This window comes from Pseudomonas sp. GD03842, from assembly GCF_029841165.1.
Classification (GTDB): domain Bacteria; phylum Pseudomonadota; class Gammaproteobacteria; order Pseudomonadales; family Pseudomonadaceae; genus Aquipseudomonas.
The window spans coordinates 1-12,347 of sequence record NZ_JAOCEA010000002.1; the positions used below are offsets into that span (position 1 = coordinate 1).

General features: G+C 61.9%; 10 protein-coding genes. All 10 read right to left on the reverse strand.

The genetic code is table 11. The features are described 5' to 3' along the window. Positions 1-358: 358 nt before the first annotated feature. Complete coding sequence (gene nuoN, locus N5D61_RS02410) at positions 359-1,816, reverse strand: NADH-quinone oxidoreductase subunit NuoN (RefSeq protein ID WP_279890547.1); 1,458 nt, start codon at positions 1,814-1,816, stop codon at positions 359-361. 7 nt (positions 1,817-1,823) lie between these two features. Then, positions 1,824-3,356: an NADH-quinone oxidoreductase subunit M gene (gene nuoM, locus N5D61_RS02415; protein WP_279890549.1), complete on the reverse strand. Its 1,533-nt coding sequence runs from the start codon at positions 3,354-3,356 to the stop codon at positions 1,824-1,826. Positions 3,357-3,408: 52 nt separating this feature from the next. Beyond that, positions 3,409-5,256, reverse strand: a complete 1,848-nt coding sequence (nuoL, locus tag N5D61_RS02420) for an NADH-quinone oxidoreductase subunit L (protein ID WP_108239292.1) — start codon at positions 5,254-5,256, stop codon at positions 3,409-3,411. After that, positions 5,253-5,564: an NADH-quinone oxidoreductase subunit NuoK gene (gene nuoK / locus N5D61_RS02425; RefSeq protein ID WP_108239291.1), complete on the reverse strand. Its 312-nt coding sequence runs from the start codon at positions 5,562-5,564 to the stop codon at positions 5,253-5,255. Before nuoK ends, nuoL begins: the two co-directional genes overlap by 4 nt. 3 nt (positions 5,565-5,567) lie before the next feature. Beyond that, positions 5,568-6,068: an NADH-quinone oxidoreductase subunit J gene (gene nuoJ, locus N5D61_RS02430; protein WP_279890552.1), complete on the reverse strand. Its 501-nt coding sequence runs from the start codon at positions 6,066-6,068 to the stop codon at positions 5,568-5,570. Positions 6,069-6,077: 9 nt separating this feature from the next. After that, on the reverse strand, positions 6,078-6,626 hold the full coding sequence (gene nuoI / locus N5D61_RS02435) for an NADH-quinone oxidoreductase subunit NuoI (RefSeq protein WP_108239289.1): 549 nt from the start codon (positions 6,624-6,626) through the stop codon (positions 6,078-6,080). A gap of 11 nt (positions 6,627-6,637) precedes the next feature. Continuing rightward, complete coding sequence (nuoH, locus tag N5D61_RS02440; protein ID WP_108239288.1) at positions 6,638-7,627, reverse strand: NADH-quinone oxidoreductase subunit NuoH; 990 nt, start codon at positions 7,625-7,627, stop codon at positions 6,638-6,640. Further along, the gene (nuoG, locus tag N5D61_RS02445; protein ID WP_108239287.1) at positions 7,624-10,341 is read right to left on the reverse strand and encodes an NADH-quinone oxidoreductase subunit NuoG; all 2,718 of its coding nucleotides are present in this window, start codon (positions 10,339-10,341) and stop codon (positions 7,624-7,626) included. Before nuoG ends, nuoH begins: the two co-directional genes overlap by 4 nt. A 152-nt stretch (positions 10,342-10,493) precedes the next feature. Then, positions 10,494-11,852: an NADH-quinone oxidoreductase subunit NuoF gene (gene nuoF / locus N5D61_RS02450; protein ID WP_108239286.1), complete on the reverse strand. Its 1,359-nt coding sequence runs from the start codon at positions 11,850-11,852 to the stop codon at positions 10,494-10,496. Beyond that, on the reverse strand, positions 11,849-12,346 hold the full coding sequence (gene nuoE, locus N5D61_RS02455; RefSeq protein WP_279890555.1) for an NADH-quinone oxidoreductase subunit NuoE: 498 nt from the start codon (positions 12,344-12,346) through the stop codon (positions 11,849-11,851). Before nuoE ends, nuoF begins: the two co-directional genes overlap by 4 nt. Position 12,347 lies beyond the last annotated feature (1 nt).

A 12,347-nucleotide genomic window follows, 5' to 3' on the forward strand; every position in this document is an offset into this window, starting at 1 on the left:
TCGTAAGGAGCGAAACCTGGCTCCCAGCCCACACGCCAACGGATCTGCCCCCGATTTCAGCGGCGCCCATAACCAGGCTATACGGGTCCCGAAACCGAGGGCTGATCCATTGGCGAGGGTGATGCTGATTCACCGTTCCGCTTTTGCAGCGGCCCCATTTGTCTTGGTGTATAGACCGGAAACATGGTGGACACTTTTCGGCAACGTATCTGCCCCAATCCCCAAAAAACCAGCAACCCTGTAATGCGATCAATCAGTCCAGAACCGCCTCACGCTTCACCCCAAAAACCGTACCCACCAACCAAACCCCAAAAAAAAGCCCCGCTAAAAGCGGGGCTCTTCACATCTCACCGAGTCCTCACAACCCGGCGTGCTGCACCAGCGTCAACAGCGGCTGTGGGTAAACGCCGAGGAAGAACGCCAGCAGCGTAATCCCCAACAGCATCACACCACCCGCACGCTGTGCCCAATTGAACGGAGCATCGTGGCGCTGGATCTTCGAATCCTGCAGATACAGCGTCACCATCACCCGCAGGTAATAAAACACCCCGATGGCGCTGCCCACGACCAGCGAACCGGTCAGCCACCACAGGTGAGCCTCTACGCCCGTGGCAATGATGTAGAACTTGCCGATGAAGCCGGTGGTCAGGGGGATACCCGCCAGCGACAGCATCATGACGGTCAGTACGGCAGTCAGGTACGGACGACGCCAGAACAGACCCCGGTATTCGAACATCGCATCGGCATCGCGCCCGCTGTAAGGCGACGACATCAGGGTGATTACCCCGAACGCACCCAGGCTGGTCAACACATAAGTCACCAGGTACACACTGATGGCCTCGACGGCCATGCCTTTGCTGGCGACCATCGCGATCATCATGTAGCCGAAGTGAGCGATGGACGAGTAACCCAGCAGACGCTTGAGGTTGTTCTGGGTCAGGGCCAGCAGGTTGCCGATCAGGATCGATGCCACGGCGATGACCGCCATGACATCAGTCAGCACACCGCTGGTAGCGGCAGGGGAGATCTGGAACAGACGCACCAGTACACCGAATACCGCCACCTTGCTGGCCGTGGCGAGGAAAGCCGCCACTGGTGCAGGGGAGCCTTCGTACACGTCCGGGGTCCACAAGTGGAAGGGCACCAGCGACAGCTTGAAGCCCAGGCCGATCAGCATCATGCCCAAACCGAGGCTGGCCATCTGGCTAGGCATGCCGGTGGCCGCGATGGCCTTGCCGATTTCGCTGAAACCCAGGCTGCCGGCGTCGGCGTACAGCAATGCCATGCCGAACAGCAGGAACGCGGAACCTGCGGCCGACAGCACCATGTACTTGATACCGGCTTCCAGCGAGCGCTTGTTGAAGAACGCGTAAGCGACCAGACCGTAGACCGGCACCGAGAGCAGCTCCAGACCGATGAACAGGCCTGCCAGGTGTTGCGCGGCGACCAGCACCATGCCACCGGCAGCGGCCATCAGGATCAACAGGTAAAGCTCTTCGCGGTTGCCTGGGTAGCCTGCCTTGCCTTCACCCATGTAGGCGTGTGCCAGGGTGACGCAGGCCAGGGTCGAGACCAGGATGATCCCGATGTACAGCAAGGCGAAGCTGTCGATCTGCAGCAGGGGGGGGACCACCAGCGGCGCGACTTTGAGGGCCGGGTAAATCGATAACAGGGCCAGGTTGAGTCCCGCCACGGTGAGCAGGAACGATTGCGAGTGACTGCGACGCCATGCGATGCCCAGCATCACCACCACAACGGTGAGGCTGGTGATCAGCAGCGGCGCCAGCGCAATAAAGTGTTGAATCGTCAGGTCCATAGCGCTCTTACCGGGCCGAAGCGAGTTGAGTGAAGGCAGTGCCAAGCCATTGCTGCACGCCATGCATGGTCGCCGAGGAGGTGTCGAGGACCGGCTGCGGGTAGACACCCAGCAGCACCAGCAGCACCGCCAGGCTCAGCACCATGATCAGTTCACGACCTTCCATGCCACGGTAGATTTCTTCAGTCTTTGCAGGGCCGAAGTAGGCGCGGTGGATCATGATCAGCGAGTAGACCGAACCGAACACCAGACCGGAAGTGGCGATGGCGGTGATCCAAGGCGCGCTGACGAAAGTACCGATCAGGATCAGGAACTCGCCGACGAAGTTACCCGTGCCCGGCAGACCCAGCGAAGCGGCTGCGAAGAACAGGCTGATGGCCGGCAGGTAGGCGATCTTGTTCCACAGGCCACCCATTTCGCGCATGTCACGGGTGTGCAGGCGTTCGTACAGTTGACCACTGAGGATAAACAGCGCAGCGGCGGACAGACCGTGCGCCAGCATCTGCACCACCACGCCTTGCAGGGCTTGCTGGCTGCCGGAGTAGATACCGATCAGGACGAAGCCCATGTGCGAGACGCTGGAAAAGGCGATCAGGCGCTTGATGTCGGTCTGAGCGAAGGCCAGAAACGCACCGTAGAAGATACCGATCAGGCCCAGGATCATCGCGATTGGCGCGAACTCCGCCGACGCGTTCGGGAACAGCGGCAGGGCAAAGCGCAGCAGACCATACGCAGCGGTCTTCAGCAGGATACCCGCCAAGTCCACGGAACCTGCGGTGGGGGCCTGGGCGTGAGCGTCAGGCAACCAGGAGTGCAGCGGCACGATGGGCAGTTTCACCGCGAAGGCGATGAAGAAGCCCAGCATCAGGATGTACTCGGTGCCAGGCGCCAGTTTGGTCTTCAGCAGATCGGCGTAGGCGAAGGTGATCACGCCGGTCTGGTTGAAGTGCACCAGCACCAGACCCAGGATCGCCACCAGCATGATCAGGCCGCTGGCCTGCGTGAAAATGAAGAACTTGGTCGCGGCGTAGATACGGGTTTTCTTGCCATCCGCCGAGCTGTGACCCCAGAGCGCGATGAGGAAATACATCGGCACCAGCATCATTTCCCAGAAGAAGAAGAACATGAACAGGTCGATGGCGAGGAACACGCCGACGACGCCGCCCAGGATCCACATCAGGTTCAGGTGGAAGAAACCGACGTTACGCTGAATCTCTTTCCAGGAGCAGAGTACCGAGAGAATACCCAGCAAGCCGGTCAGGAGGATCATCAGCAACGACAGACCATCGAGCGCCAGATGCACGCTGATACCGAAGCGCTGGATCCACTGGGCCTTGAATTCAAGGGCCCAGCTCGGATCGGCACCGGGGGTCGGTGCGTAGGTGTAAGTACCGGTCAACCACAGCCAGAGGCCCAGGGCCGTCAGCAGGGACATAGTCAGCAGCGCAATCCAGCGCGGCAGGGTAGGGCCGAAGCGCTCACCTTGCCAGCACAGCAGGCCGCCGATGAAGGGGATCAGGATTAGCCAAGGCAGAATCATGACGGGCTCAATTCCTTTCGCAAAGTCGCAAGGTTCATGTCAGATCGACTCATCAGACCAGCACAATCGCGCCAAGCACCAGTACGGCACCTGCAGCGATCGAAGCGGCATACCAGCGGAGCTGACCGGTTTCGGTACGACTCATCAGACTGTTACCGGCCTTGGCCAGACGCGGGATCACACCGATGGTGTGGTCGAGCGGATCACCCCGCAGAATGCGGCTGATTGCCAGGTAAGGTTTAACGAACAGCACATCGTAGAGCCAGTCGAAGCCCCAGGCCGCGAACCACCAGGCGGAGAGGAAGCGACCCGGCCCACTGTTGGCGATGGCGGTGACCAAGCGACGCTTGCCCAAAAACAGCAGGGCCGACAGCAGGATACCGGCCAGGGCGATGGCTCCCGAGGCGATTTCCAGGCTGTGCTTGGCTTCGCCGCCGGCATGGCCTGCGCTTTCCGGCAGTACACCGGCCAGCGGCGGATGGATCCAGGCGCCGACGAAGGTGGACAGAACGATCAGCACGCCCAGCGGCAACCAGTGGGAAATCCCGTGGCCGGCGTGAGCTTCGGTCTTCGCTTCGCCGTGGAAGGCGATGAAGATCAGGCGGAAGGTGTACAGCGAGGTCATGAACGCACCGACCAGGCCCGCGTACAGCAGATATTGATGGCCGCTGGCGAACGCTTCCCAGAGGATTTCGTCCTTGGAGTAGAAGCCCGCCGTCAGGATCGGCAGGGCTGCCAGGGCCGCGCCGCCGACGATGAAGCTGGTGTAGGCCAGAGGCAGCTTTTTCCACAGGCCGCCCATCTTGAAGATGTTCTGCTCGTGATGGCAGGCCACGATCACCGCACCGGAGGCCAGGAACAGCAGGGCCTTGAAGAATGCGTGGGTCATCAGGTGGAAAATCGCCCCTTCCCAGGCACCTACACCCAGCGCCAGGAACATGTAGCCGATCTGGCTCATGGTCGAGTAGGCGAGGATGCGTTTGATGTCGGTCTGGACCAGCGCTGCGAAACCGGCCAGTACCAGGGTGATGCCACCCACGATGCCGACCAGGTGCAGGATGTCCGGTGCCAGGGCGAACAGACCGTGGGTACGGGCGATCAGGTAGACACCCGCGGTGACCATGGTCGCGGCGTGGATCAGTGCCGAGACCGGGGTAGGACCGGCCATGGCGTCCGCGAGCCAGGTCTGCAGCGGCAACTGTGCAGATTTACCGACCGCACCGCCCAACAGCATCAGGGTCGCGAGCACGATCCAGAAATCGCCGACCTTGAAATGTTGCGGGGCGCGAACCAGCAGCTCTTGAATGTTCAGCGTGCCCAGTTGCTGGAACAGAATGAACAGGCCGATGGCCATGAACACGTCGCCGATGCGGGTCACGATGAAGGCCTTGAGTGCCGCGTTGCCGTTGTTTCGGTTGCTGTAATAGAAACCGATCAACAGGTACGAGCACAGGCCCACGCCTTCCCAACCGAAGTAGATGAACAGCAGGTTGTCGCCCAGGATCAGGAACAGCATGCTGGCGATGAACAGGTTGGTGTAGGAGAAGAACCGCGAATAACCGTCTTCACCACGCATGTACCACGAGGCGAAGAGGTGGATCAGGAAACCCACGCCGACCACCACACCCAGCATGGTGATGGACAGGCCATCGACATACAGCGCGAAGTTCGGATCGAAGCCGTCCACCGACATCCAGCGCCACAGCACCAAGGTCAGGTGGCCGCCTTCCGGCGGGGCCACGTTGAATTGCCAGATCACGTAGGCAGCGACGATGGCCGACAGGCCGATGGAGCCTACGCCCACGAGGGCGGAAAGGTTTTCCGACCACTTGCCGCGCGAAAACGACAGCAGCAGGAAGCCGATCAGAGGGAATACGAAAGTCAGAAAGAGTAGGTTCATCCGCGCATCTCGCTGGCAGCGTCGATATCGAGAGTGTGGAAGCGGCGATACAGCTGCAGCAGGATCGCCAGGCCAATACTGGCTTCGGCGGCGGCAAGGCTGATCACCAGAATGAACATCACCTGACCGTCAGGCTGCGCCCAGCGGCTGCCCGCCACGACGAAGGCCAGGGCGGCAGAGTTCATCATCACTTCCAGGCTCATCAACACGAACAGAATGTTGCGGCGTACCAACAGGCCCGCCAGGCCGAGGCAGAACAGCAGACCGGCAACTGCCAGACCATGCTCGAGAGGGATAGCTGAATGCATGGTTTACTCCTTCGCCTCGTTGCGGCCGACGTGGAATGCGGTCACGGCTGCGGCGAGCAGCAGCATCGACGCAAGTTCGACAACCAGCAGGTAAGGGCCGAACAGGCTGACGCCGACGGCTTTGGCATCCACCGTAGTGTGGCCGATACCGGCACCGGTGGAGTGGGCGAACAGCATGTAGATCAGCTCGGCCAGCAATAGACCGCACAGCAGGATCGGCCCCAGCCAGATGCCGGGTTTGAGCCAGGCGCGTTCCTGCTGAACCGAGGCCGGGCCCAGGTTCAGCATCATGACCACGAACACGAACAGCACCATGATGGCGCCCGCGTAAGCGATCACTTCCAGGGCGCCGGCGAAGGGCGCGCCGAGGCTGAAGAAGGTCATGGCCACGGCGATCAGCGAGATGATCAGGTAGAGCAGGGCGTGCACCGGGTTCGTGTGCGTCACCACCCTCAGGGTAGAGACCACAGCGATGCCGGATGCGAAATAGAAAGCGAATTCCATCTTTCTTCCTTAAGGCAGCAAGCTCTTGACGTTGATGGGTTCGGCTTCGTTCTGTGCAGCGCCTTTCGGCTTGCCAGCGATGGCCATACCGGCAACGCGGTAGAAGTTGTAGTCAGGGTTCTTGCCGGGGCCGGAGATCAGCAGATCTTCCTTCTCATAGACCAGATCCTGACGTTTGAACTCGGCCATCTCGAAATCCGGCGTGAGCTGGATCGCCGTGGTCGGGCAGGCTTCTTCACAGAGACCGCAGAAGATGCAACGCGAGAAGTTGATGCGGAAGAAGTCCGGGTACCAGCGACCGTCTTCGGTCTCGGCTTTCTGCAGTGAAATGCAACCGACCGGGCAGGCCACGGCGCACAGGTTGCACGCCACGCAGCGCTCTTCGCCGTCAGGGTCGCGGGTCAGGACGATGCGACCCCGGTAGCGGGGTGGCAGGTAAACCGGTTCTTCCGGGTATTGCAGGGTGTCGCGCTTGCGGAAGCCGTGGCCGAAGATCATCACCAGGCTGCGCAACTGGGTACCGGTACCCTTAACGATGTCGCCAATATATTTGAACATGGGTCAAATCCTCACTGAGCCGCCAGGACGACCGCAGCGGTCACCAGCAAATTGATCAGGGTCAGTGGCAGGCAGAACTTCCAGCTGAAATCCATCACCTGGTCATAACGTGGACGCGGGATGGAAGCGCGCAGCAGGATGAACAGCATGATGAAGAACGCGGTTTTCAGAACAAACCACATGAACGAGAGTTGCGGCAGGATGTTGAACGGACCGTGCCAGCCACCGAAGAACAGCGTCACCAGCAGCGCCGAAATCAGGATGATGCCGATGTACTCACCCACGAAGAACATGCCCCATTTCATGCCGGCGTATTCAATGTGGTAGCCGTCGGCCAGTTCCTGCTCCGCTTCCGGCTGGTCGAACGGGTGGCGGTGGGTCACCGCGACGCCTGCGATGAAGAAGGTGCAGAAGCCGAAGAACTGCGGAATGATGAACCACAGGTGATCGGCCTGGTACTGAACGATGTCGCCCATGTTGAACGAGCCAACCTGAACGATGATGCCCATCAGGGACAGGCCCAGGAACACTTCGTACGAAACGGTCTGCGCCGAGGCGCGCAAGCTGCCCAGCAGCGCGTACTTGTTGTTCGACGACCAGCCTGCGAACAGCACCGCGTAGACCGACAGACCGGCCATGGCGAAGAAGAACAGCAGGCCGATGTTCAGGTCCGCCACGACCCAGGTCTGGGTGACCGGGATGATCGAGAACGAGATCAGCAGCGCACTCATGGCCACGACGGGCGCCAGAGTGAAGATCATGCGGTCGACGAAGGGCGGGTTCCAGTCTTCCTTGAAAAACATCTTCAGCATGTCCGCGGCGATCTGGAACATGCCGAACGGGCCGACGCGGTTGGGACCGTACCGGTCCTGCCACCAGCCCAGCAGGCGACGCTCGACGAAGCTGAGCAGCGCGCCGCAGACCACCACGGCGAGCAGCACCACGATGGCCTTGAGGACGGCAATGATCGAAGCGATCACTTCAGGGGTAAACCACGTCATTGTGCCGCCTCCTGCAGACCCTCAACGGTTTTCCCGGCCAGCGCCGGAGGTATGCCCGCCAGCCCGGATGGCAAGGCCACCAGACCGGCGCCCAACTCTTCGTTGATGCGCAGTGGCAGACGCAGGGTCTGGCCGGCAACGTTGAGGCTGAGCAGGGCACCGTCGTTGACGCCCAGGCGGTCCGCTTCGGACTTGGCCAGCGCCACATAGGCTTCAGGGATGCGTTCTTGAACCGGTGCGGCCTTGGAGGAGTTTTCCTCGCTGCCGAACAGGTGGAAGAACGGCACCACTTGCCAAGTCCCCTGGGCAGGGGAGAAGGCCCGCGGCACGCTGGCGAACCAGCCGAGCTTGTCGCCATTGCTTTCGATCAGGCGCACGCCTGGATCGCCAGCACGCAGGTGACCACCGACTTCGTCCTGGAACTTGTTCCACGCTTGCGGAGAGTTCCAGCCGGGCGACCAGGCGAACGGCACCTGGGAACGCGGCTCGGCGGAACCCGAATAGCCTTCCATCGAGAAGGCGAAGGCCGAGTCCTTGTCCTGCGGGGTGCGCGGCTCGTGGACGCTGATGTTGGCGCGCATGGCGGTGCGGCCGCTGTAGCGCAGCGGTTCGCGAGCCAGCTTCAGACCCTTGATGCGGAACGCGGCCGAAGGTGCTGCGCCGACGATACCGGCCAGTTGTGGATGGCTTGCAGCGCAGGCGTCGGTGACGTGGTCCAGCTGCGTCCAGTCCACCGGCTTGTTCAGCAGGGTAGCGCGCAGGGCGTGGAGCCAGCGCCAGCCTTCATGGATCTGGATGCTCGCGTCCAGGTAGGTGGGATCGTAGACCTGGAAGAAGCGCTGGGCGCGGCCTTCCTGGCTGACCAGCGTACCGTCGCCTTCCGCGAAACTGGCGGCAGGCAGGATCAGGTCGGCGCGGTCGGTGGTGGCAGTCTTCTGATGGTCAGCGACGATCACCACTTTCGCAGCGTTCAGTGCAGCTTCCACTTTGGCGGCGTCGGTGCGGGTGAACAGATCGTTTTCCAGCACGACGATGGCATCGGCCTTGCCCGAAATCACCTGGTCCAGCGCTGCATCTACCGAGTCACCACCGAACAGGGCCAGGCCCATGCTGTTGGCTTCGGGGACGATCAGGCTCAACGAACCGTTTTTGTCGCGCAGTTTCAAGGCTTTGGCGATGTTCGCCGCCGCTTCGATCAGTGCGTTGGAACCCAGCGACGCACCCGAGATCACCAGCGGACGCTTGGCGGCCAGCAGGGCATCGGCGATGCGTTGCGCCAGTTCAAGTGCTTCGCTGTCCAGGCCTGCGACGGCCGGGGCACTCGGGTCGATGGCATGCGCAACGGCGAAACCGAGGCGGGCCAGGTCGTCAGGCGCAGCGTGCACGCATTCTTCGGCCACATCGTCCAGGCGAGTATCAGCCAGGCTGGCGATGAACAACGGGTTCAGCTCGTGTTGGCCGATGTTCTTCACCGCAGCGTCCAGCCAAGGCTGGACTTTCATCGCAGCGGCCATGTCTTCAGCCTTGTTCTTGACCGACTGACGCAGCCCCAGGGCCATACGCGCGGCGGTCTGAGTGACGTCTTCACCCAGGATGAACACGGCGTCGTGCTCTTCGACTTCACGCAGCGTCGGGATCGGCAGCGGGCTGTCCTTGAGCACCTGAACGATCAGTTGCAGGCGTTCCAGCTCCCCGGCTTCGATGCCGGAGTAGAAGTACTCGCCGCCCACCAGTTCACGCAGGGCGAAGTTGCTTTCCAGGCTGGCGCGGGGCGAGCCGATGCCGACGATGGTCCGGCCGCGCAGCAGGTCGGCGGCCTTGTCCAGCGCCTGGTCCAGGCTCAGCTTGACGTTGCCTTGGGTCAGCAGTGGCTGACGTGGGCGATCGGTGCGGTTGACGTAGCCATAACCGAAACGGCCACGGTCGCACAGGAAGTACTGGTTGACCGAACCGTTGTAACGGTTCTCGATGCGGCGGATCTCGCCATAACGCTCACCCGGGCTGATGTTGCAACCGCTGGAGCAGCCGTGGCAGATGCTCGGGGAGAACTGCATGTCCCACTTGCGGTTGTAACGCTCGGAGTGGGTCTTGTCGGTGAACACACCGGTCGGGCAGACCTCGGTGAGGTTGCCGGAGAACTCGCTTTCCAGCGTGCCGCTTTCAACGCGCCCGAAGTACACGTTGTCGTGAGCGCCGTAGACGCCCAGGTCGGTGCCGCCGGCGTAATCTTTATAGAAGCGCACGCAGCGGTAGCAGGCGATGCAGCGGTTCATCTCGTGAGCGATGAACGGCCCCAATTCCTGGTTCTGGTGAGTGCGTTTGGTGAAGCGATACCGGCGCTCGTTGTGGCCGGTCATCACGGTCATGTCCTGCAGGTGGCAATGACCGCCTTCCTCGCAGACCGGGCAGTCGTGAGGGTGGTTGGTCATCAGCCATTCGACGACGCTGGCGCGGAACGCCTTGGACTCTTCGTCGTCGATGGAGATCCAGGTGTTGTCCTGGGCAGGGGTCATGCAGGACATGACGATACGACCACGGGTGTCGTTCTCGTCGGTGTACTGCTTGACCGCGCATTGGCGACAGGCGCCGACGCTGCCAAGGGCTGGATGCCAGCAGAAATAAGGAATGTCGAGCCCCAGCGACAGACAGGCCTGTAACAGGTTGTCTGCGCCATCGACTTCGAGCGCTTTGCCGTCTACGTGAATAGTAGCCATGGTTCAAAGGTCTTCGTTGGCCCGGTGTCAGCGGGCGTGGCTAATGGAATCTCGGTTCTGCCCCGGTTCGAACAGCCGCTGAGGTGTGACATTCAGTGGCGCAACCAGGGCAAGGGCCGACAGGCTTTCGGCTTGTCGACCGGTCAGTCTATTCAGGCGCCCGCTATCGTCGGGCTTTTGACCTGAGTCAGATCGCCCGCACGCGCAGGTGCGATGCCGGCTTCGAACTCGGATCGGAAGTACTTGATCGCGCTGCCCAGAGGTTCCACGGCGCCCGGTGCGTGGGCGCAGAAGGTCTTGCCTGGGCCGAGGAAGTTGACCAACCCCAGCAGCGTTTCGATGTCGCCCGGTTGACCCTGGCCTTTTTCCAGGGCGCGCAGCATCTTCACGCTCCATGGCAGGCCGTCGCGACAAGGGGTGCAGAAACCGCACGACTCCTGGGCGAAGAACTCCTCCATGTTGCGCAGCAGCGAGACCATGTTGACCTTGTCATCCACCGCCATCGCCAAGCCCGTACCCATCCGGGTGCCGACCTTCGCCACGCCACCGGCGTAGAACTGGCAGTCGAGGTGCTCGGGCAGCAGGAAACCGGTACCAGCACCGCCAGGCTGCCAGCACTTGAGCTTGTAGCCGTCGCGCATGCCGCCTGCGTAGTCTTCGAACAGTTCACGGGCTGGCAGACCGAATGGCAGTTCCCAGATGCCCGGGTTCTTCACCTTGCCGGAGAAGCCCATCAACTTGGTGCCGTGGTCTTCGCTGCCTTCACGGGCCAGCGACTTGTACCAGTCGTTGCCGTTGTTCACGATCGCCGGGACGTTGCACAGGGTTTCGACGTTGTTCACGCAGGTCGGCTTGCCCCATACGCCGACGGCGGCAGGGAAGGGCGGCTTGGAGCGCGGATTGGCGCGGCGGCCTTCGAGGGAGTTGATCAGTGCGGTTTCTTCACCGCAGATGTAACGCCCGGCGCCGGTATGGACGAACAGCTCGAAGTCGAAGCCGGTACCCAGGATGTTCTTGCCCAGCAGGCCCGCAGCCTTGGCTTCTTCCACCGCACGGTTCAAGTGCTTGGCGGCGGTGACGTACTCGCCCCGCAGGAAGATGTAACCGCGGTAGGCTTTCAACGCGCGGGCGCTGATCAGCATGCCTTCCACCAGCAGGTGGGGCAGTTGCTCCATCAGCATGCGGTCTTTCCAGGTGTTGGGCTCCATCTCGTCCGCGTTGCACAGCAGGTAGCGGATGTTGAGGGATTCGTCCTTGGGCATCAGACCCCACTTCACGCCGGTGGGAAAGCCCGCACCGCCGCGACCCTTGAGCCCGGAATCCTTGACCGCCTGCACGATCTCGTCAGGCGATTGCTGGGTCAAGGCCTTGCGCGCAGCGGCGTAGCCGTCTTTGGCCTGGTACTCATCCAGCCACACGGGCTGGCCGTCGTCACGCAGGCGCCAGGTCAGGGGATGGGTTTCCGGCGTGCGCTTGATCAGGTTGGCCGGACCGAAGGAAGTGATGGTCATACGTAACCCTCCAGCAGCTGGGCGACGCCAGCAGGCTGCAGATTGCCGAAAGTGTCGTCGTCGATCATGACCGCCGGGGCCTTGTCGCAGTTGCCCAGGCAGCAGGCGGGCAGCAGGGTGAAGCGGCCATCGGCCGTGGTCTGACCCAGGCCGATGCCCAGGGTGCTCTGGATCTCGCCGACGATGTCTTCGTGGCCTGCGATGTAGCAGACCATGCTGTTGCAGACGCGGATGATGTGACGGCCCACTGGCTGACGGAAGATCTGGCTGTAGAACGTGGCCACACCCTCAACGTCGCTCGCCGGGATGCCCAGCACTTCGCCGATGGCGTAGATGGCGCCGTCCGGCACCCAGCCGCGTTCTTTCTGGACGATCTTAAGGGCTTCGATGGACGCCGCGCGCGGGTCCTCGTAGTGATGCATTTCGTGCTCGATGGCCGAGCGCTCGGATTCGCTCAGGGCGAAACGGTCTGTCTGGATGAGCGTGCTGTTCATG